Annotated in this window: 24 protein-coding genes and 1 other annotated feature; of the genes, 2 read left to right on the plus strand and 22 right to left on the minus strand. The window is 45.0% G+C overall.

The features are described 5' to 3' along the window. Nucleotides 1–59: 59 nt before the first annotated feature. From FFM80_RS13140 to FFM80_RS13190, 11 genes are all read right to left on the minus strand, one after another. The gene (locus FFM80_RS13140; protein WP_137641219.1) at nucleotides 60–311 is read right to left on the minus strand and encodes a hypothetical protein; all 252 of its coding nucleotides are present in this window, start codon (nucleotides 309–311) and stop codon (nucleotides 60–62) included. Between the two features lie 379 nt (nucleotides 312–690). Further along, entirely contained in the window at nucleotides 691–870 is a 180-nt protein-coding gene (rpmF, locus tag FFM80_RS13145) for a 50S ribosomal protein L32 (RefSeq protein WP_137607429.1), read from the minus strand. A gap of 63 nt (nucleotides 871–933) precedes the next feature. After that, nucleotides 934–1485, minus strand: coding sequence for a YceD family protein (locus FFM80_RS13150; RefSeq protein ID WP_137641220.1), 552 nt, complete (start codon nucleotides 1483–1485; stop codon nucleotides 934–936). A 143-nt stretch (nucleotides 1486–1628) separates the two neighbouring features. Next, a complete protein-coding gene (locus tag FFM80_RS13155) occupies nucleotides 1629–2768 on the minus strand; it encodes a nucleotidyltransferase (protein ID WP_137641221.1) in 1140 nt (379 codons plus the stop codon). Nucleotides 2769–2777: 9 nt separating this feature from the next. After that, on the minus strand, nucleotides 2778–3512 hold the full coding sequence (locus tag FFM80_RS13160) for a class I SAM-dependent DNA methyltransferase (RefSeq protein ID WP_137641237.1): 735 nt from the start codon (nucleotides 3510–3512) through the stop codon (nucleotides 2778–2780). Then, nucleotides 3509–3865 (minus strand): ribosome silencing factor, encoded by a 357-nt coding sequence (gene rsfS, locus FFM80_RS13165; RefSeq protein ID WP_137635263.1) that lies wholly within the window; start codon nucleotides 3863–3865, stop codon nucleotides 3509–3511. The genes FFM80_RS13160 and rsfS overlap by 4 nt, the downstream gene beginning before the upstream one ends. A 19-nt stretch (nucleotides 3866–3884) precedes the next feature. Next, a complete protein-coding gene (gene yqeK, locus FFM80_RS13170; protein ID WP_137641222.1) occupies nucleotides 3885–4502 on the minus strand; it encodes a bis(5'-nucleosyl)-tetraphosphatase (symmetrical) YqeK in 618 nt (205 codons plus the stop codon). Continuing rightward, nucleotides 4486–5121 carry a nicotinate-nucleotide adenylyltransferase gene (locus tag FFM80_RS13175; protein ID WP_137641223.1) on the minus strand — a complete coding sequence of 212 codons (636 nt, stop codon included), beginning with the start codon at nucleotides 5119–5121 and terminating at the stop codon, nucleotides 4486–4488. Before FFM80_RS13175 ends, yqeK begins: the two co-directional genes overlap by 17 nt. A gap of 13 nt (nucleotides 5122–5134) precedes the next feature. Next, the gene (yhbY, locus tag FFM80_RS13180) at nucleotides 5135–5449 is read right to left on the minus strand and encodes a ribosome assembly RNA-binding protein YhbY (protein WP_137635266.1); all 315 of its coding nucleotides are present in this window, start codon (nucleotides 5447–5449) and stop codon (nucleotides 5135–5137) included. 9 nt (nucleotides 5450–5458) lie between these two features. Beyond that, nucleotides 5459–6592, minus strand: a complete 1134-nt coding sequence (gene yqeH, locus FFM80_RS13185) for a ribosome biogenesis GTPase YqeH (protein ID WP_137641224.1) — start codon at nucleotides 6590–6592, stop codon at nucleotides 5459–5461. Beyond that, nucleotides 6592–7119 carry a YqeG family HAD IIIA-type phosphatase gene (locus FFM80_RS13190; RefSeq protein WP_137641225.1) on the minus strand — a complete coding sequence of 176 codons (528 nt, stop codon included), beginning with the start codon at nucleotides 7117–7119 and terminating at the stop codon, nucleotides 6592–6594. Before FFM80_RS13190 ends, yqeH begins: the two co-directional genes overlap by 1 nt. Before the next feature lie 610 nt (nucleotides 7120–7729). On the opposite strand from FFM80_RS13190, the gene FFM80_RS13195 reads away from it, so the two are divergent. Both FFM80_RS13195 and FFM80_RS13200 read left to right on the plus strand, forming a co-directional pair. Beyond that, nucleotides 7730–8236, plus strand: a complete 507-nt coding sequence (locus tag FFM80_RS13195; RefSeq protein WP_223877371.1) for a hypothetical protein — start codon at nucleotides 7730–7732, stop codon at nucleotides 8234–8236. A 3-nt stretch (nucleotides 8237–8239) separates the two neighbouring features. Continuing rightward, on the plus strand, nucleotides 8240–9550 hold the full coding sequence (locus FFM80_RS13200; RefSeq protein WP_137641226.1) for a glycosyltransferase family 2 protein: 1311 nt from the start codon (nucleotides 8240–8242) through the stop codon (nucleotides 9548–9550). Nucleotides 9551–9700: 150 nt separating this feature from the next. Here FFM80_RS13200 and FFM80_RS13205 read toward each other — a convergent pair whose 3' ends face one another. The 11 genes from FFM80_RS13205 to polA all read right to left on the minus strand — a co-directional run bounded on the left by FFM80_RS13205 (nucleotide 9701) and on the right by polA (nucleotide 21676). Then, nucleotides 9701–10228 (minus strand): hypothetical protein, encoded by a 528-nt coding sequence (locus tag FFM80_RS13205; RefSeq protein ID WP_137641227.1) that lies wholly within the window; start codon nucleotides 10226–10228, stop codon nucleotides 9701–9703. 426 nt (nucleotides 10229–10654) lie between these two features. Further along, nucleotides 10655–11014 carry a 50S ribosomal protein L20 gene (gene rplT / locus FFM80_RS13210; RefSeq protein ID WP_137634219.1) on the minus strand — a complete coding sequence of 120 codons (360 nt, stop codon included), beginning with the start codon at nucleotides 11012–11014 and terminating at the stop codon, nucleotides 10655–10657. A gap of 35 nt (nucleotides 11015–11049) precedes the next feature. Beyond that, a complete protein-coding gene (rpmI, locus tag FFM80_RS13215) occupies nucleotides 11050–11244 on the minus strand; it encodes a 50S ribosomal protein L35 (RefSeq protein WP_024623797.1) in 195 nt (64 codons plus the stop codon). Nucleotides 11245–11265: 21 nt separating this feature from the next. After that, nucleotides 11266–11766 carry a translation initiation factor IF-3 gene (gene infC / locus FFM80_RS13220; protein ID WP_171001121.1) on the minus strand — a complete coding sequence of 167 codons (501 nt, stop codon included), beginning with the start codon at nucleotides 11764–11766 and terminating at the stop codon, nucleotides 11266–11268. A 44-nt stretch (nucleotides 11767–11810) separates the two neighbouring features. After that, nucleotides 11811–11934, minus strand: a sequence feature (ribosomal protein L20 leader region). 43 nt (nucleotides 11935–11977) lie between these two features. Further along, the gene (gene thrS, locus FFM80_RS13225; protein WP_137641228.1) at nucleotides 11978–13942 is read right to left on the minus strand and encodes a threonine--tRNA ligase; all 1965 of its coding nucleotides are present in this window, start codon (nucleotides 13940–13942) and stop codon (nucleotides 11978–11980) included. A gap of 323 nt (nucleotides 13943–14265) precedes the next feature. Next, nucleotides 14266–15201 carry a primosomal protein DnaI gene (gene dnaI, locus FFM80_RS13230; RefSeq protein WP_137641229.1) on the minus strand — a complete coding sequence of 312 codons (936 nt, stop codon included), beginning with the start codon at nucleotides 15199–15201 and terminating at the stop codon, nucleotides 14266–14268. Between the two features lie 3 nt (nucleotides 15202–15204). Continuing rightward, complete coding sequence (locus FFM80_RS13235) at nucleotides 15205–16620, minus strand: replication initiation and membrane attachment family protein (protein ID WP_137641230.1); 1416 nt, start codon at nucleotides 16618–16620, stop codon at nucleotides 15205–15207. A gap of 22 nt (nucleotides 16621–16642) precedes the next feature. Continuing rightward, the gene (gene nrdR / locus FFM80_RS13240) at nucleotides 16643–17158 is read right to left on the minus strand and encodes a transcriptional regulator NrdR (protein WP_137634214.1); all 516 of its coding nucleotides are present in this window, start codon (nucleotides 17156–17158) and stop codon (nucleotides 16643–16645) included. Nucleotides 17159–17588: 430 nt separating this feature from the next. Further along, the gene (coaE, locus tag FFM80_RS13245) at nucleotides 17589–18182 is read right to left on the minus strand and encodes a dephospho-CoA kinase (RefSeq protein WP_137641231.1); all 594 of its coding nucleotides are present in this window, start codon (nucleotides 18180–18182) and stop codon (nucleotides 17589–17591) included. 9 nt (nucleotides 18183–18191) lie between these two features. Further along, a complete protein-coding gene (gene mutM / locus FFM80_RS13250; protein ID WP_137641232.1) occupies nucleotides 18192–19016 on the minus strand; it encodes a bifunctional DNA-formamidopyrimidine glycosylase/DNA-(apurinic or apyrimidinic site) lyase in 825 nt (274 codons plus the stop codon). Nucleotides 19017–19027: 11 nt separating this feature from the next. Beyond that, nucleotides 19028–21676, minus strand: coding sequence for a DNA polymerase I (gene polA, locus FFM80_RS13255; protein ID WP_137641233.1), 2649 nt, complete (start codon nucleotides 21674–21676; stop codon nucleotides 19028–19030). Between the last annotated feature and the right edge of the window lie 110 nt (nucleotides 21677–21786).

Consider the following 21786-nt stretch of genomic DNA (forward strand, 5'->3'; position numbering starts at 1 on the left):
GGGAAGTATACCTTCAAAGCGCTGATTTCTATTAAGCTTCGCCATCATCCTTCCTTGACTTAATACCACAATGCTTTGTATTTAGGTTGCTTAACCGCGAGCGTCTTTCCATACGGTACTTTTGCAACAAACGCATGGGACTTCCCGTCTTTCCAAATCAACTTTGGAATCTTGACGGTCTTCATCCTTGTCTTCGCTTGCACTGTAACCGGTTGAGCAACTTGTGTTTGCACAATCCCAACTGCCAATCCAGCACCCATCAAAGCAGTCCCAACAGCCAGACTGGTCAACCATTTTTTCGATTTCAACATAATTATTAACTCCTTTTTTAGTCATCTTTTTATGTCGAAATCATCGTAGCATAACACTGCGACGCTATATGTCGTTTTAGCGGCAAATGGGAAAATAATTTTATTTTTTTATAAATCAACCAAATTCCAGCTCAGCCAAAACTTCTAAATTCAAATTAATATGTATTTAATCGTTCTCAAGCAGTCCCTCGACAACTCTCATATGTATCATCTAATCCTAATTTCACTACTAATTTAACGCAGGATGGGCACTATTCACTAACCAAATACTAAAAAAAGTGTACAAAAAAACTCGCCTAAGCGAGTTTTTAAAATCGTATTCAGATGAAAAGTCGCATGCGCCATGGCCGCACTGCGGCTGTTCAGCAACTAAATCAAATTAGTTGTTTACTTTAACGACTTCTTTACCGTTGTAATACCCACAACTTGGGCAAACACGATGTGATACACGTAATTCGCCACAATTTGGGCATGGTGCCAAATTTGGTGTAGCCAATTTAATATGACCACGACGGTTGCGCTTACGCATCTTTGATGTTCTTCTCTTTGGAACAGCCATCAACCTACACCTCCTTAAAAAAATAAGTTTCACTTAACGTGAGTTTATGATAGGTCTAGCTAACTAATCCTTGGCTTCCTGATCAGGGAACAGGTTTTTTAATTTAGCTAAACGCGGATCAACAGTTTTATGTTCTTCAGCTTGTTTGGCTAAGTCATCTTCAGAGATAACTTTCCACCCTTTACCGGCAGGCATGGCTTCACCATTTTGCTCAGCTTCAGAAAGAATCTGCATGGGGATGTGAATTAAAATATTATCCTCCACAGCGACATCAAAATTCAAAATATCGTCCTCAGGCAACATGATCACCGTATCTTCTTTATCGAAGCGTTTCAGATCAGTCCCTTGCGGCACATAATATTCATCCATTTGAAAGGCCAGCGGCACAACCACTGGCGTCAGCGAACGGGTCGATGGCAACGTTAACGATGCTTTGACCTTCGCTGAGATTAGCACGTTACCCTGATCGTAGGACAAGATCCCCTTAACTTGGGTTGCTTGGACATCGATGATTTCTGGATAACGCGTCATCAGGGAGTGTTTTAAATCCAACGCTTCATCAAACTGAAGTGGTTCATCGCGATAGCTTTTGAGCTGACTTAACGACCATTTCATTTAAAAACCTCCTAATGCAACGTGATAAATTATACCTGTGTAAAAATCCTTTGTCAATGTTTTTTCCTTGACAGGCGTAAATGCCCGTCACTGTTCACCACCATAACAAGAAAAGCCGGTATCGTCAACCGATATTATCTCGATTAATTGGATTTAATTAGCGGTCGCCGATACAAATCTTGCGACTGACCATTAATTAATTCATACACCCGGCCGACCCGATAATCCAAGGCCATTTCATGTAGCCGTAACTTTTGATTAATCTTTGTATACAGTGGTAAGCTTAGGTCTTTTTTAACTTGATGCAAATAAGTCTGACCAATCTGATTAAAGCCCAGTACTCGAACATAGTTATGCGCTTGAGCCGTTTGAACCTCAGTAGCCGTTAGCTGCAGCAGCAGCGCCGTTGCGACCCGCTGCAAGCGCGTATACGTATAGCGTTTGGACTTAACCTGTTGCAAGAACGCTGTAAATGACGTCGCCCCTTGCGCCATCTCACGCAACCGATATTCGAGGCCTTCCGCCATCTGGTCAAACTGCCCGCTCCGTTCAACGGTGGTCGTCAACAATTGATAATGCAAGTACGGCCAAAAGTCCGCCCACTGCGTCAAATGTTGAGTCTGTAGCTGCATTAAAGTAGCGGCGGGCACAACGGGTGCTAGTGCGGCCCATTGGTGTTGCAATGCAGCTTGCCGAATCGCCGTGCCACTAGCAAACTGAGCTGCCGACAAACGGTCATCATTATGATCGGCTCCCTGGCGCTTAATGGGCACTAGCTTCAGCTGACCGCCTAAATGCTGATTAGCGACATAGTAGCAAAAGCCCAGCATATCGTTGGCCTTAGTCAGTGCCTGTCCGGTAGCGGTCTTTAAAGCGGCATTAAACAAGGTCGCATACGTTGCATTGTATTGCTTGAAAGCTTCGCGACCATTGGGAAAAGCCGCCATTAGCTGACCGAAATCCAAGTCCGGATGTTCCGCCCCAAAGACTAAGCTGTCACAGCCTAGTGCCGTTAACAGCTCAACCCCGCCACGCGCAAACAAATGCGCGGGCTGCGTCGCATAAAAGACCGGTAACTCAATCACCAAGTCGGCCCCCGCGTCTAACGCCAATTGGGTGCGGGTCCATTTATCTAAAATCGCCGGTTCACCCCGTTGCAACCAGTTACCACTCATCACAACAACGGTACAATCAGCGCCCGTTCGTTGTTTGGCTTGCGTCAGATGGTACAGATGCCCATTATGCAACGGATTATATTCAGTTATTAATCCTACTGCCCGCAACTCGGTCACCTACTTTTGACAGTCGAAGAACCAGCGTGTTGTTTGTGTGTCAGGTTCCTGTTGACCAAAATCAGCCGTAACGTTAACGTGCTTAAATCCAGCAGCCGCTAATGCCCGTTGATAGTCCGCTAACTCGTACGTCCGTTCTTGATGCAATTCACTCACTTCATCAAAGGCCTGCTTTTCATCATTCCAAATGAAGAACGTCAGATCATGTTCCGCACTATGCCCAGTCTCACCGGCATAACTCGTCCACATAAAGGCCCGGTCTTCATCACGATAATTATACATGTATCCCGGATAAACATCGTCAGTCTGATGCGGTGTAATCACATCGAATAAGAACCGACCATCCGCCGTTAAATGCGTGGCAACCTGCGTGAATGCCTGTTGAACTTGCTCGAGATCCGGTAAATAACAAAATGAGTCTGCAAAACAGGTCACCGCAGCAAACTGGCCAATTTCGGATAAATCCAGCATATTTCCGGCTAATAACGGCAATGTCACGCCGGCTTCTTCGGCATGTTGTTGGGCCAAGGCCAGCATGTTTTCTGATAAATCCAGCCCCGTTACGTGGTAGCCGGCTTGGGCCAATAAGACCCCCAGGCGGCCAGTCCCACAAGCCAGTTCCAGAATTTCTCCTGATTGGTCCGGTAATTGACGACGCACAAAATCCAGCCATTGCTGGTACATGGCTGGATCGAAGAGTTCGTCGTATAATTCGGCAAACGTCTGATAAATCATGCGTTTACCCATTGATCAACGTCAACTAGCGGTGCATCGGACCATAACTTTTCCAAGTTATAATGTTGACGCGCGTCTTTTTGGAAGACGTGCACAATCACGTCACCGCAATCGATCAAGATCCATTCACCGGCAGTCCGGCCTTCCACGCTCTTCACGTCAGAACCGGCTTTGCGAATAAAGTCGACGACGTTATCAGCGATGGCTTGAACTTGGCGCTTAGAATCAGCCGATAAGATGACGAAATAATCCGCCATTAAGCTGACTTCAGCGACGTCTAAGGCCACAATGTCTTCTGCCCGCTTGTCGTCCGCGGCTTCGATCGTTAATTGTAATAATGCTTTGCTATCCATATAATCTTCCTTTATTTGTTTAATTTGATGGGACTGTGCCAACACCGCCGACCCAAGCGTTATAAGTCGCTAACGTCCGAGGGTACACCGGTTGGCCCTTTGCAATCAAGTAATTGAGTGTATGTTGAATCTGATACCGAACTCCGGCAGCTAAGGACTTAGCCGTCACTTGCCGCGCTTCATCGACCCCGGGAAAATTCCGGTTAGGTTCAATGAAATCCGCCATAAAGACGATTTGCGCCAACTTAGGCATGTAAGGAGCCCCCACCGTATGCAACCGAACGGCATTTAAAATATCTTCATTATAAATGTGTAGTTCCGTTTTAATCAGTTCGGCACCCACGACCCCATGCCAGACGCCATTACCATAGTTTAAGAGCGCTGGGTCTAACCCCCGCGTCTTAATCAAGTTAATAAACGTCTCATCGGAGCGTTGCTTGGCATAGTCGTGTAATAAGCCCGCAATCGCAGCTAATTCTGGATCAACCCCATTAGCTTGGGCCAACTCACGCGCCGTTTGTTCAACTCGTAAGCAGTGTTGATACCGACTGTCAGTTAACTGGGCCGCCACTTTGGCCATTAATTCAGCATGGGTGTACGGGACTAACTGTTCTTGATACTCAATGACTTTGTTCATATAAATGATGCTCCTTAATATAATCAGCGACGGCATCTGGTACGAGGTACCGTACCGAATGCCCGTGACTGATCTTTTGGCGGATCTGGGTCGAACTGATGTCGACAACCGGCGCATCCACCCAAATAACTGGGTATTTGCTAGTTGTCGGATACTTCGTCCGTTTGATCCCAACAAAGGTCACTAATTTGACTAAATCATCAATCCGATACCACGTATGCAAATAGTCGACCATGTCGCCGCCAATAATAAAGTAATACTGAATTTCAGGATGCTGGGCCTTGAGAGCTTTCATCGTATCATAAGTGTAGCTTTTACCGCCACGTTTAAGCTCCGTTGTTTCCAACTTAAAGCGCGGATTATCCGCAATCGCTCGTTCAACCATATGCTCGCGGTCAATGGCCGCAATCGTCTTCTTCTCATCAACATGCGGTGGTTGGGCATCTGGCATAAAGCGAACTTCATCCAGTCCCAATTGATCACCAACTTGTTCGGCCATGATTAAATGCCCTAAGTGCGGGGGATTAAACGTCCCACCTAAAATACCGACCCGCTTATGCGGCATATCGGTCACCACTTCAGCTAAAACTTTCGTCGCTGTTTGATTAACCGTCTGCAACCTTAATGCCTCCCTAAATCTTGGCGACTTCTAATGAAAGTCGTTGTGATTCAGCGTGAGTTGATGGCATGTATAAGACTAAGACCCGACCAATCGTTTGAACGACTGTAATTGGGGTATTGCCTTCAACTGCTGCTTGGACTTCATCAGTTGTCACATCCGCATTTTGTAAAATGTTGACCTTAATTAATTCACGCTTGTCTAAGGCACTCACTAATTGGCCTAACCATTCGTCAGTTAGTCCATTCTTCCCGACCGCAAAGAGTGGCCGTAAATGTTGTGCCTGACTGCGTAAATAACGTTTTTGTTTACCACGTAAGTTTTCCATTAAACTCTCCTAATTCTTATTAATCATTGCGGGCCGTGTTAAAACATCGACCCCTTTTGGTGCCCAGCCAGCGACGCGCGTCTCCGCGGGAACCGTGACCCAGCCCAAACCTTCAAAAACCACATCACTAATTTCGGTCGTCTTAAATTCATGCCGAACTAATGGTGGGAAGTCCGCGACGGCATCGCCAGTTGGGGGCGTAATCAATTCACCGACATGCTTTGTATAGAAGTTTTCGGCGTTTTCCGTCTTTGTCCGATGCAACGTTAAATTATTGTCCGCGTAGACCACCCCGGCTGGTTTGTGGGTATCCACAATATCTAACCGTGCGACCCCGCCTAAGAATAATGTCTGCCCGTTGCCTAACTGGTAGTTCTTGGGGCGAATTTCTTTTTGTGGAGAAACTAATTTCAAATCATCGCCACTCAAGACATGTGCCATCTGTTCGGGATGAATAATCCCAGGGGTGTCGACCATCTTATGACCGTCATCCAACGGAATTTCAATCTTATCTAACGTCGTTCCAGGGAACCGTGATGTGGTGATCAAGTCTTTTAAGCCGGTATTATTCGCAATAATCCGGTTAATCAAGGTTGACTTACCCACATTGGTGACCCCAACGACGTAGACATCGCGACCGCGCCGATATTTTTCAATTAGTGCTAGCAAATCATCGATGGCGTGACCCTTTTTCGCGCTGGTCAATGCCACGTCAACGGGCTTGATACCTTGGGCCCGCACTTGTTGATTCATCCATTCGCGTAGTTTTGTCCGCCGTAACTGCCGTGGCAAGACGTCTTCCTTATTCCCAACTAATAAGACCGGGTTGTCACCGACAAACCGTTGTAAACCAGGAATAATACTACCATTCAAATCAAAAATATCAACGACATACACAACCAACGCATCCGCTTCACGAATCGTGGCTAATAAATGCCGAAAATCATCGTCGCTCAAGTCGACGGGCACGATTTCATTATAATGCCGTAACCGGAAACAGCGTTGACAATACAAGTCTTGCGCATCTGAAGCCAATGACTTCTTTAAAGCCGATGCCGGGGTATACCCCGCTGCTTTGGGGTCAGTTGTTTGGATGGCTGCCCCACAGCCGATACAAAATAACGTTTCTTGTGCTTCACTCACTATTTAAGTTCCTCCTGAAAATGCATTTCTGGAAAACGATGGGCCAACCGCGCTTTAATAAACCGTTCAAAGAATCGATTGATCCGCGTATTCCACGCATCAGTCTGAACTAACGGCTGCACTAAGACACTAGCCACGCCCGCAGTATGGGCGGCCCACATATCAGTGATATATTGGTCACCAACCATAATCACTTCATTTTGTTTCAAACCTAAGTTATGACGTGCCCGTTGAATCCCGAATGGTAATGGTTTTAAGGCCCGCGAAACAAAGGGTAAATCTAAAGCTTGCAAGGCCTTGGCAATCCGCACATGTGAATTATTCGAGACCACAATCAGCGGAATCCCAGCATCTTGCAACCCATGCAGCCATTTTTTTAGTTCCGGGGTGCCATCCGGATTATCCCAAGCAATCAAAGTATTATCGAGATCAGCAAAGACCGCTTTAATCCCTTTTTCACGCAGTTGCGCCGGTGTAATATTATAGATTGCTGGAATCATCCAAGTTGGTTTAAATTGCTTAATCATTATTTTCCCCTTCACTTCTAATTTCATTCTTAACGGTTAAGGTCATTAGTCATGTCACTGACGACCGCTGTTAGTGGCAAGTTCAGCTAGACACTCACTATCTTATTTTAGCATACTCGGAAGTCACACGGATAGGACAACCGCCACCAATTCACCATTCACCTGTATAATTTGCGTTATCTTTTTATAATAGTGGCTTTCGATTGAATGTGCAACTTTTATTGTTGGTTACCGGCAAATTCAGTGTTAATTAAATTTCTTGCCGCTCTGGACGAACTTAACAATTGTTTAATTAGCGACAATCAAAACTAAGTTGTCTCTAACCAATTGAATGATCCTTGTTAGTATTTCTTTATATAGAAGCAAACTATCTTAAAGTCCACATCGTACAATAATTAGCATCTAACTTAAATTTTAACTGATTGAGTATCGAAACTATCAAAACAGTCATCAATTAAACTTATTCGATAAGTTTAAAAATGCCGTTATACCGGCGTTTAATTAACCAATTTAAAAAATATGTTGGTTTATCATTATGAACATGATATGATATTAATTATCGTAATGATAACTAAAAACAAATCGCGTGAACGGTCAAGGAGGACTTCATTTGGACAAGCAAAAGATGGATAAACAAAAAGTTGTTAAAACATACGTGACCGATAAATTTTTCGGCAAAGGCCATTGGTTCACCAAACTTTGGCAGACCCTCGTCGCCATTTTGTTTTGGCTGGGTGTCGCCATTCCCATTTATTGGACGGTCTCATCCACCCTACTGATTAATAACACGCACTTTCTACACGCTTGGCGTTATCAAGAAGGCCGGACCTTATTTTACTTTTTTGACCGGTTCTTCATCATCGCCTTTATCATCATCGCGCTGGTGGTCGTCATCTCAACGTTGCATAATAACCATCGCGTTAAACAACACATTGAAAAAGACGTTCAATACGATCCTGAACGACTAGCAGAACGCAAACTTAAAATGGAGGCCTTATACGCTGAACGCTTCGGGATGGCCGCCATGCGGACGAATATTCGCCACTACACGGTCACGCCCGAACAAAACTTGAAGGTTAACGAAATTCACGATTTATACAAAACGGAGGACGCCTAATAGATGGAAATCTTATCAACGTTAAACCCATTTGAAAGTATTTGGAACTTTGTCTTACTAATTCTTGTCTCCTACCCAATTTTAGGGGCCTTCGCTTGGTTCATCGGCGTTATTTGCTACCAAACGGTGTATCGCCATCGTCATAAGCAGTTCCAAGATATTGCCCCCGTCGATCAGCCGATGATCACGATCATGATTCCGGCACATAATGAAGAAGTCATGATTGCCCATACCATCGACTATCTAATGAACAATTTAACTTATGAGAACTATGAAGTCTTAGTCACTGACGATGGCTCAACTGATGATACGCCTAAGATTTTAGCGGAACTCCAAACGCAATATTCGAACCTACGCGTCGTCACCATCGAAAAGAATCAAGGTAAAGCGCACGCGTTTAACGTCGGGGTTGGCTTTGCGAAAGGCGAATTTATTTTAAGTAATGACGCTGATTCCATTCCAGAACCCGATGCCTTAAGCAAATACATGAACTACTTCCTAGGTGAAGAACACATGAACGTGGCCGCGGTCACTGCTAACATGGATGTCCAAAATCGCAGCAAGCTAATTGCTAAGTCCCAAACGGTCGAATTCTCGAGCATCGTCGGCGTTATCAAGCGAAGCCAAGTTAGTGCGTTAGGGAATATGTATGCGTACAGTGGTGCCAACACAATGTATCGCCGTGATGCGTTGATTGATGTCGGCCTATTCCGCCAAGACCGCGCAACTGAAGATATTAGTATCGCCTGGGATCATCAATTGAGTGGTTGGACAACCGCCTTTTCACCGGACATTCTCTTCTATATGAACGTCCCGGAATCCTTATCTGCGCTTTACAAGCAACGTAAACGCTGGGCCAAAGGTGGCACGGAAGTCTTATTGACGAACTTCCGCCGCGTATTGAGTCATCCGAAGCGTTACTTCAAGCAAATCGCGTTTCTAACGGACCAAACGTTAAGTATCATCTGGTCACTGTTCTTCTGTATCTCAACGATCCTCTTTATTTACTCACTGGGGACGTTCGCTTTCACCGGAAACTTCGAACGGGTCTACCACATGTTCTGTATGGCCTTCATCTTCGTCACCTTCGAAATGTTCGCCGGCATCCTACAACTACTATCGGCGTTAATTGTCGATGACCGAGGTAAAAAGCTGAAATACTTGCTCTTTATGCCACTGTACATGGTCGTCTATTGGCAAGTTAATGCGCTGGCATTGGTAACAACCTTGATTCCAGCCGTTAAAACCATTCTGGGTTATGGTAGTGGGACTTGGGTCAGTCCAGTTCGTAAAAGTGACGCTGTTAAGGCTTAATTATTGGAATACAAAACGCCCGGCAATTATCTTTGCCGGGCGTTTTGCTGTGCATCTGAAAAATAGACCACTTTTGGTGGTAACCACCACGTTTCAACCACTTCTGGACCAACCAGAATGGCAACCTAATCCAACTAGCATCAAGCGTACTTAGTAAAAATATCGATCCATTCCTGGTTCTTCTCTACCAGGCGCATGTTGGCTTCCGAATTCAATACTTTTATCAACTGCTTCAGCAAATGGGGTCGTCATAATTTCATGATACTGATTGCTGAAAGTTGCTAAATCAATCCAATCACCATTTTCGCCAACCATAATTTTGCCACTAACACGTTCAGCAATATAGGCAACCAAATTGTAAAAACCTTTCTGATTGATTAAAAGTTCTTGTTCAAAGGCGGTCATAATCACAATTTTACTTGGATTGGCTTTTACTTGATTGACCATAACTTCAGTCGCATCCCAACCACCTTTTATTGGTATCCATTTTTTAGTGTAGTCTGATAAAAACAAGGAGAACCCTAAGTAAAATTCATTTTGGGAGTCTAGTCTAGCACCAAAATGATTTACAAATATCGGTGTTTCACTATATTTAAATCCCCAAATTTTTTCTGCTAACTCCATATACCCAATACTAACATTTACATCATTACAATCCATATTAACAAATGCAATCATTCTTCTCTCCTTACTTTAATGACTGTGCTGCACGATAAACAGCTTTTGCCATCTCCTGTAACTTTCCTTGTGTAAGATTTCTTTTAAATCATCTTTAATAGCTTTCACAAAAATACGACTTTTCTGGCAATCACCACTTTAAAACTGGGTAGTTGTCATACCATCAACCACAATTACACCTGATGCCTCCATGATACCAGTTACTATAGCCACCTTACCACTGAAATCCTCAACAGCTCCGCCTACCAGAAAGCTTAATGCATTTAAAATGGACTGTGTTGGCCATAACTTCTTTCACTTGCCGCTTAAACCTAAATTCAATGCGCAACTTGAGTATAACTAACTTAAAAAATGACAAAAAAAGAGACCTCATCCAAATGATGAGATCCCTAATCAACCTTGCCAAAACGGCTTGGAATTTTTTAATTAAGCTGCAAGAGCTTTCTTAGCTTCTTCAACCAACGCCTTGAATGCGTCAGCATCGTTAACAGCTAAGTCAGCCAGCATCTTACGGTTCATGTCGATGTTAGCTAATTTCAAGCCATGCATTAATTGACTGTAGCTAATGTCGCTCATCCGGGCTGCCGCGTTGATCCGGGCAATCCAAAGACGACGGAAGTCACTCTTACGCTTCTTCCGATCGCGGAAGGCGTATTCGTATGACTTCATTACTTGGTCCTTAGCAACCTTAAATTGGATATGCTTAGCACCACGGTAACCTTTAGCTAATTTTAAAATGCGTTTACGACGTTTGCGTGTTACAGTTCCACCTTTTACTCGAGCCATCTTATTTCCTCCTAGATTTAACTAAAACGTGTTAATTATTTTTGTAATAACTTGTGATATGTTTTGACCATTGGCTTTTCGATCACAGCCGTACCACGTAATTGGCGACGTTGTTTCTTAGTCTTACCATGGAAACGATGACTTGTGAAAGCGTTGGCGCTCTTAATGTTACCCTTAGCGGTTACTTTGAAACGCTTAGCTGCAGCGCGGTTTGTCTTTTGTTTTGGCATAATCAATAATCCTCCTAGAAATTAATTCTCAGTTTTTGGTGCTAACACTAAGAACATACTACGACCATCCATCTTAGGATAGGCTTCAACCGTTGAATATTCTTTCGTGGCTTCAATCATTCGATTCAAGACCTGACGACCAATATCCTTATGGGTAATAGCCCGACCTTTAAATCGGATGGAAACCCGAACTTTGTCACCTTTTGACAAGAACTTTTCAGCATGTTTCAGCTTCGTGTTAAAGTCATTGGTGTCAATAACTGGGCTCAAGCGCACTTCTTTAATGCTAACCACTTTTTGCTTTTTACGAGCTTCCCGTTGTTTCTTTTGTTGCTCGAAACGATACTTCCCATAATCCATAATTCTGGCTACGGGTGGTTTCGCTTTCGGTGCAACTAAAACAAGATCTAAGCTTGCATCTTCAGCAATCTGCATTGCTTCTTGTCGTGACTTGACACCTAATTGTTCACCATCACTGGCAATCAAACGTACTTCGCGAGCACGGATGCCGTCATTAACCATCGAATCTTTAGCTATGGTAATTCACCTCCGTAAAATTTCGAGAAATCCACAAAAAAGAGCGGGCGCATAACACGCCCGCTCACTCCCGTTAATGGGAATAAATTCATCGTTCATCTGCCCGATAACTTTTGTTACCAAGGCGAGAAGCGGGTGCTTCTGCTTTTTTTCTCAACTCCAATATAATATCAGAATTGTGATTGAGTGTCAACTGTTATTTGCTGGCTCCACGACTATAGTTCCGAACTTCTTCACTGATGGCCCCAATGAACATGTCGATTGGTTCCGATTCAGTCCGTTCTTCCCCATACTTACGGACAGACACATTACCAGTTGAGATTTCTTGGTCCCCAACAACTAAGATATATGGCACTTTCTTAGTTTGGGCTTCACGAATCTTGTAACCCATCTTTTCATTTCGATCATCAACACTGACCCGAATGTTTGCTTCAGCTAAACGACGACGAACCGTTTCAGCATAAGCACCATGGGCTCCGTTGTTAACTGGGATAACAGTGACTTGCTTAGGTGCCAACCAAGTTGGGAAAGCCCCTTTGTAGATTTCAGTCAAGTAAGCCACGAAACGTTCCATCGTTGACACAAGGCCACGGTGAATCATCACTGGACGATGTTCTTCACCATCAGAACCAACATACTTCAAGTCGAAGCGTTCTGGTAATAAGAAGTCTAATTGAATGGTTGACAAGGTTTCTTCGCCACCAAGCGCCGTCTTCGTCTGAACATCCAACTTAGGACCGTAGAAAGCAGCTTCGCCTTCAGCTTCAAAGTAATCCAAGCCCATGTCATCCATGGCGGACTTCAACATCTTTTGGCTCCGTTCCCACATCGCGTCATCGTCAAAGTACTTGGCCTTGTTTTCAGGGTCGCGGTAACTCAAACGGAAACGATAGTCCGAAATATCGAAGTCTTCGTAGACTTGAACCATCAAGCCCAAGATCTTCTTGAATTCTTCTTCAATCTGATCCAAGGCCACGAACGTATGACCATCGTTCAAGGTCATTTCACGAACCCGTGATAACCCGGTCAAAGCACCAGATTTTTCGTAACGGTGCATCATCCCAAGTTCAGCGATCCGCAATGGCAATTCACGGTATGAGCGAATGTGATGGTTGTAAATCTGGATATGTGATGGGCAGTTCATTGGCCGTAATTCCAATTGTTCGCCGTCACCCATGTCCATTGGTGGGAACATATCTTCACGATAGTGGTCCCAGTGACCAGATTGCTTGTAAACATCCAAGTTAGCTAAAACTGGGGTGTAAACATGTTGGTAACCATTGGCCACTTCTTTATCGATAATGTAACGTTCGATTTGACGCCGAATCGTGGCACCATTAGGCATCCAGTATGGTAACCCGTTCCCAACCTTAGGATCAACGAAGAATAAGTCCAATTCATTCCCGATAACCCGGTGATCACGTTCACGTGCTTCTTGACGCTTCTTCAAATCTGCATCTAAGTCTTTTTGCTTTAAGAAAGCCGTCCCATAAATCCGTTGTAACATTGGATTGCTGGACTTGCCTTGCCAGTATGCACCGGCAACGGACAATAACTTGAAGATCTTGACTTTACCAGTTGAAGCTAATTGGGCCCCGTCAGATAAATCAACAAAATCGCCTTGCTTGTAAACTACGACTTGGCCGTCGTTTGCAGCGGCACGGTCGTTCACTAAGTCTTGTTGGTAAGGATCGTCGCCAACTAAAGCTAACGCATCGTCTTTTGATAAGACTTCGCGTACGATTGGCAAGTTTTCCTTAACGATGGCTTGCATCTTAATGCTGATTGCTTCCAAGTCATCTTCACTCACTTGTTTGCCATCAGCGTCAGGGTTATCAGTATCGAAGAAGAACCCATTTTCGTTACCTTCACCACTCCCAAAATGAACCTTTGGGAAGAGTTGCTTAACAGCGTTAGCTAACACTTGCGCTGCCGTTTGCCGTAAAACAGCCATCCCGTCTTCGCTATCAGCCGCCACGATTTCAATGGACCCATCCGTGGTTAAAGGTTGGCGATAGTCAACGACTTGATCGTTGAACTTACCGGCAACTGACCGTTTTGCGAGCGAAGGACTGATTGACTTTGCAATGTCTTCCGTCGTAACGCCGGCATCGAATTGTTTTTCGGCGCCGTCTGGAAATTTAACGTTAATACTTGCCATAAATTGACACACTCCTTAAAAAATTACCCCTTCACCAAAACGCCGCGCTGGGACGACAAAAAAGTCCCTACTACTAGCCATAGCTAGTAATAGGGACGTGATTGACGTGGTTCCACCCGATTTTTCAGTAACTTAAAGTCACTGACTCATTAGCGCTAATAACGGAAGCGTTCCGGCTCGTTTGAGCATGTTCACAAAAGTGGTATCTCGACTAATCCGGTCCAGACCTTCCAGCTAACGGTCTGATCTCTGCGATCCATGATTAATTGAGCATGTCTTTTGCATCTGTTTTCATTAAACCACTTTTGATTTAAATGTCAACACTAATCAGTCGGATTTAACCGGCGATTTTGACCAATCATTTCGATTTCGGTCGACAAGTACCGCACCCGCTGCATGATCCGTTGGGCTTTGATTGGTTCTTCATCACCCTTTTGCGAGATGGTTAGGTAACCGTCTTGTAATTCCTGCATCGAAAAGTTCGATGAGAAGCACGTTGGCAGTTCTTCCTGCATCCGAAATTCTAAGATGACGCCTAAGACATCGTCACGAATCCAAGTTGATGAGGCGTCCGCACCAATATCATCAATCATTAAGATTGGGGCGCGTTTAATCGCATCGACTTTATCACCGGACGTATTATTACTAATCGAACGTTTCATTTCAACTGCGAAACTTGGAAAATGAATCAACGTCGTTTGAAACCCGCGTGCAGCTAATTCATTAGCCATCGCACCTAACAAGTAAGTCTTGCCGACACCAAACGATCCATATAGATAGAGGCCGCGATGAAAACGTTTTGGCGCTTGAGTATACGCATCAATAAAGTCTAATGCAGACATCAAAGCCGCTGCCCGATCACCATCTTGGTCGTAAGCCTTCAAGTCAGCATTTTGAATATTCTTCGGCATACTGATTGAACGAACCCGTTGTTTTAGCGCCCGTTCCGCCTGTGCTTCTTGTAGTTGTGCCGTTGGCTGATAGGCAATATCGATCAAATGATTACTCATTACAAGTTCTGGCTGATAGCCCGGTGCTTGCGTAGGCTCATGCCGAGCCACTTTACGTTTTTCTTCGCAAAATTCATAGAGTTTCGTAGCACTACGTTCGAGGGCATCCTGCGAAAGTTCCTGTTCATGCGTCTTCAAGAATTCACGCACATCCGGATCTTGATAAACCGTCGTCATTAACTGCTGATACTGTTGATTCAAGTGCCGTTTGTTCATGAGAATCTTAAGCGTTTCAGAAATATTTTCCATAGATTAGCCCTCCTTATCTGATTTTAATTTAGCAACCCGCTCCGCCAGTTTCTGACGCTGGGCCGCTGAGATTGAGCTCTGACCGCTTGCTGGTTTGTCGGTAATTGCCGATGCCGACGCTTGCATCCATTTTGGCACGACTTCCTTACGCACTGGCCGACCATTTTGACGCCGCGGTGCCCGTTTACGAGTCGGCTGGTTCTGGGCTTGTTCTCGTTGCTTTAAATAAGTTAACGCTGCTTCAGGGGTCGTAATCTCGTGCTGGGCCCAATTATCAGCAATCGTCTCCATCAAGTTTTTATTTAAAGTACTGACTTCCCGCTTCTGTAATTGGAGAATGCAATAAGTCAACATATTGATCACGCCATTACTGAAAATCCGACGTTGGACTAGGTCATAGAGCAAGCGTTGCTCACCCGCAGTCACAATGCCGTGCTTTTCTTGCTTCAAAGCGGTTAGAAAGTCACTCGGCGCCGTCGATTTCACCACTGACAACAATTGCTGTTCAGAAGTTGAAAACTGGTTTGTCGTCACCGCAGCTGGACTCGTTGGTGCCGCGGCGGCTGAAGCAGCGGCGGGCGTGGCAACCGGCGTTGTTGGGCGCTGGTAACGCCGCGCAATCAGTAGCTTTAACTGATTCTCATCAAAGTGACCGGTAGTTAAGCTGGCCACTTCACTAATAAGCTTCCCCATCTCGACTTCACTAATGCCATAGACCTGACTTTCCGTCACGATAAGCTCGCGTGACGCCGAAACTTGCTTGAGGTCGACATAATTTTGTTGCAAAATCTGGCCTAACACTTGCCAATCAAAATCCGTTTTGGTCAGATCCGGGCCAGTGGTTGTAGCCTCACTGGCAGGTAATGTTTGGCGGACTTGCTGGACCGTAGCAGGCGGGGTCGTCACCTTTTGCCCGTCCAAATGAAAGACATCCAGTAAACCAGCCGTCACTTCTTGCGCCTGTGATAAGTCCACTACTGCTGGCTTAAAATTCGCAGCAACTTGCTGATAGCGGGTCTCACCGACCATATCCAACAAGAGCACACTTAACAGATCATCTGCAAAGAACTGTTGCGCCGTCATTGGTGGCTGCAGTTGGTAAATATAATAATCGCCAAGTTCATCCGGCTGATAGTACGTCCGTAATAACCCCGTACCTTCAAGCTTCGTGCGGGCCGCTAACACGGTCGGTAGATCAGCATTTAAAATGCCTAATACTTCTGCATGACTATGCCGACCACTGACTTGAGTTGTCGTCGACTGCAAGCTCAATAGCGCGGCATACAGGCCATACGCCAGTGCCCCCGTTAATGGCAGATACAGCTCAGCTAAAACCGTTTGTTGGGTCGCGGATAATACCGGTGCATTGGGGACCAACAAGCCGGTCTTCGGGGTCAGTGCCGGTTCTTCTTTCGGCATGTTTACTCACCATTTTCTCTGGTTATTCTGACTTTGGCTTGGACGCCTTATGCGGCTTAGTCGGCGTCTTGGCCAATTTAACTTTATCGCGTTCCATCATGTCTTGAAGTTCATTCAAGAAGACATGCATATCTTTAAATTGCCGGTAAACACTGGCAAACCGAATATACGAGATTTCATCGATATCGGCTAATTTTTCCATGACATACTCGCCAATAACTTGACTGGAAATTTCATTTTCGCCTAATGAGCGGACTTTATTCTCCACGTCATCAACGATACCGGTCATGGTTTCCATACTAACTGGGCGTTTTTCGGCGGAACGAATAATCCCGCGCAAAATCTTTTCGCGATTAAATTCTTCGCGCGCACCATTCTTTTTAATGACTAATAATGGGGTCGCTTCGACTCGTTCAAAAGTCGTAAAGCGAAAACCGCAGTTCTCGCATTCGCGCCGCCGTCGGATTACCCGACCATCGTCAGTCGGCCGACTATCGACGACCCGCGAGCCATTATGATGACAGTGTGGACATTGCATGGACTTCTCACCTCGTTTGATGTTTTTTATCTTTGTATTTTTACGTTTAGTTCACTAATTTGCCACTCTGGTTGGGCCAACATTGGCTGGAACGTGGTGGCCACGTTTGTGAGCCATAGCCCGGTCTCACAAGCCGGGCTTTGACTAAGCCGGAAAATCACCGACTAAGTCAAACGACACCACTGAGCCAATGTTGGCTCGCCCGACGTTAAATTGTCAAATAATTAATAATTATGTTATTTATTAGATAATTAATATTAAGCGGCATTATTCGTACAAAACGACCGTTATCATGACAATTCGCTGAGTCGTAGTGACCAACTCGCTCGCCACGCAGACCGTTTTTTGGCTGCAGGTCTGCCCTACCGCGAACGGGTTGGTCAACGAAGACGGCTCACACTAATAACTAAAAACTGTCAGCCTAATTATTTCATTTAATAGTTTTCAGCCATTTTAACACGGCAGTTCTTGTTTTATCAACGTTTTGTCCGTTATCAATCACGATATCGGCACGCTGGCACTTCTCCGCTAACGGCATTTGGCTGTCGATTCTAGCTTGTGCGGCAGTAGCCGTTAGGTGATTGCGCGCCATTAACCGTGGCAACACCACCCTAGTTGGCGCATTGACCACGATCACTTGGTCGCAGATATGCTGCCAACCACTTTCAAATAATAAGGGCACATCGAGAATAATCGCGGCTGGTTTTGCTTGTCCAGCGGCCACAATCGCCGTCAGCATGGCGTGTTGAATCGGGCCACTGGTGATGGCATTTAACGCAGCTAGGTCATTCGCATCGCTAAAGACGCGGTGACCTAACCAACGGCGATTTAAATGACCGTCGGGTAAGACTGCTGCTGGGCCAAAATGAGCGGCAATCTTCGCCAAGGTTGGCGTCCCCGGGCCTTCAACCTGCCACGCAATTTTGTCGGCATCGACAATGGGCAACCCCGCGTCCGCCAACATCTTCGAAACCGTCGACTTTCCCGTGGCAATTCCACCAGTTAAGCCAATAATTTGGGTCATCATCATCACCTACAACCGTTGCTCATGCGGACAAAAGTGTGTCCCGCGTTGTGCAACTTTAATCTTTTCAATCAGGGTGCCACAACGTTCACATGGTTCGCCTTCGCGACCGTAAACGTGTAACTGATTTTGAAACTGACCCGCTTCACCAAAGGCGGTTGAGAATGAATGCACCGTGGTGCCGTGCCCTTTAATTGCCATAGCTATTTCATCGATAATATTTTGATGTAACGTTGCAATCTCATCAGCTGTTAGGAGATTAGCGGGTCGCATCGGATGAATCTTACTCATCCACAACACTTCATCAGCGTAAATATTACCGATCCCCGCAATCTTGCTTTGATCTAGCAATAACGGTTTGATCATTTTCTTAGACTTCGCAAAGATTGCCGTCATATAGGCAACTGTCAGTTGGTCGGCAACCGGTTCCGGACCAAGCTTATTCAATCCACCGACTGTTGATTCTTCACCCGTTGGCACTAAGGTCATCCGACCGAACTTACGGGTATCGTTGTACCAGAGATCCCGGTCATCTGTCAGATGGAAGACAACATGCGTATGCTTGGTACGACTGGTATTAGCTGGGACGACGTTGTATTTACCTTCCATTCGTAAATGTGACACCATCGTCAACCCACCGGTAAATCGGAATAATAAATATTTACCGCGGCGATCGATTCTTTCAATCGTTTGGCCGGCTAACCGAGTTTTAAAGCTATCAAGATCATTATTAATAATTTTTGGCCAGTAAACATCGATACTGGCAATCGTCGCGCCTTTAACTAACCGATTTAAGCCGCGGCGAACCGTTTCAACTTCAGGTAATTCTGGCATGGACTCACTTCCTATTTTGCATCGTACCAAGTGTTGCCAAAGTGACTTTCAACTTTCAATGGCACATCCAACTTGACCGCTGAATCCATTACACTTGGCACTAATTTTTCCAAGGTTGGAATTTCACTAGCTGGGGCTTCGAAAATCAATTCATCATGGACTTGTAAAAGCATCGTTGCCTGCAAACCAGCTTCTTTAAGCTTAGCCTGCATCTTGATCATCGCAATCTTAATAATATCCGCGGCACTGCCTTGGATAGGCGTATTCATCGCCGTCCGTTCGGCAAACGACCGTTGGTTGAAGCCCCGCGCGTTGATATCTGGCAAATAACGCCGCCGATGAGCAATCGTTTCAACATAGCCTTGTTCATGCGCCGTTTTCACAATATTATCCATATAAGCTTTCACACCTGGATATTCCGTGAAGTAAGCGTCGATAAATTGCTTAGCTTGCTTGCGTGTGATCCCGATATTTTGGGACAAACCATAGTCACTAATACCATAGACAATCCCAAAGTTGACGGCTTTTGCTTGGCGCCGAATGTTGGGTGTGACGTCTGCCGGTGACTTCAAATTAAAGATCCGCATCGCGGTCGCCGCATGAATATCGTCGCCTTCTTTAAAGGCAGCTTGCATATTTTCATCATGGGTAATATGTGCCAAAACTCGCAATTCAATCTGTGAATAATCAGATGAGAAGATCTGCCAATCTGGATGACCAGGCACAAAGGCTTGGCGAATCTTACGGCCTTCTTCCAAACGCACTGGAATATTTTGCAAGTTCGGGTCCACTGACGACAAGCGTCCCGTTTGCGTCAAGGTCTGCAAATACCGTGTATGCACTTTTTGATCCGTCGAATGAACAGCATCTAATAAACCTTCTACGTAAGTCGACTGAATCTTTGAGATTTGCCGATATTGCAAGATATTAGCAACGATTGGGGCTTCTGGGGCTAGCTTTTCTAAGACATCGACGGCCGTTGAGTAACCCGTCTTCGTCTTTTTAATCACTGGCAATTTCATTTCTTCAAACAAAATAACCCCGAGTTGCTTAGGCGAGTTAATGTTAAATTCATGACCCGCTTCTTGATAAATCGTCTGTTCAATTTCACTAAGGCGCTCTTTGAATTGACTCCCCATCGCTTGCAACCGACTACTGTCAACGGTAATACCAGCCATTTCCATCTGCGCTAAGACTAACGCAATTGGCTTTTCAATATCGTGATATAACGGTGTTTGTTCATTTTCATCAAGTTTCTTTAATAATTCCGTCTTCAAAGCCGCAATCGCCGCTAACTTGCGCGCTAAATGGCTAAAGAACACGGTATCATCATCAGGAATCGCCCGTTTAACCCCTTTGCCATAAACCGTTTCATCAGTCGGCAAGTCCGTGTAGCCATGTTGTTCAGCTAAACTACCGAGGTCATTACTGTTGTCATTAGTATCAAGTAAATATGAGACTAGTAATAAGTCGAAATCGACGGCCTTAAGCGTTAAGCCTAAGCGGTGCAAGCCCACAATCGTCCGTTTCATATCGAACACATTTTTTTGGACCGTTTCGCTGGCTAATAAGTCTTTAACTGTCGGCTGCAACAATAATTCCACGTCGCGACTGACATACCAATGATCCGCATGACCAATCGCAAACCCAGCAAAGGCTGAGGTGTGATAATTAGGGGTTGGCATTTCTAAGTAAAACTCAACATGATCCGTAAATTGCGCTAATTCACCAAGATTATCCTTAGTCAATACAGTGTAATCAATTGGCTTGGCCGGTTCAGCGGGACCAACGTTTAATTTCTTTAAAAATGATTGAAAGTCCATCGTTTGATAGAATTCCGCTAACTTTTCAACATCTGGACCGTCGTAAGTTAAATCGGCAATGCCAACCGTGATTGGCGCATCACGTTTGATTGTCGCCAAAACTTTCGCCCGCGTGGCTAAATCATGATCTTCAATCAAATGTTCCTTCATCTTCGACTTTTTCATGTCGTCGATGTTTTCGTAGACTCCTTCAATTGAGCCATATTGCTTCAAAAGCTTGAGCGCCGTCTTTTCACCGACCTTAGTGACACCTGGATAATTATCCGAGGTATCGCCGGTCAGGCCCTTCATATCAATAATCTGTAATGGCGTAATGCCTAGCTTTTCTTGCACATGTGCGGGCGTATAACGTTCAACTTCAGAGACCCCTTTGACCGTCACCGCAATGGTCGTGTGATCCGTGGTCAATTGTGTCAAATCCCGATCACCAGTCACAACCGTGGTGGTATAGCCCGCCGCATCTGCTTGACCGGCTAACGTCCCGATAATATCATCGGCTTCATAATCTTTTAATTCGTAATGTTGGATGCCATAAGCATCGAGTAATTGTTTAATATACGGCATTTGTTCCGAGAATTCACCCGGGGTCTTGGCACGACCACCCTTGTAATTATCAAACATTGCCGTCCGAAAAGTCGTTTTACCGGCATCAAATGCCACAAGCATATCAGTCGGATTAACGGCTTTGATCATATGATCCAGCATGGTATTGAAGCCATAAATGGCATTCGTGTGCAACCCGTCAGCGTTCACAAAGCGATCGAGCTGATTATGCAGCGCGAAGAACGCCCGAAACGCGACGCTGTTGCCATCAATCAATAATAATTTTTTTGCCATTAGATTACGCTCCTTTTAGTCGGACTATTTATAGTCTTAATTGTACCAAAAAATGGCGGTTTACGGGCAATCATGGTAAGAAAAAACGAGTTACTGACCAAGTCAGCACT

This window comes from Lactiplantibacillus dongliensis, from assembly GCF_005405105.1.
Lineage (GTDB): Bacteria > Bacillota > Bacilli > Lactobacillales > Lactobacillaceae > Lactiplantibacillus > Lactiplantibacillus dongliensis.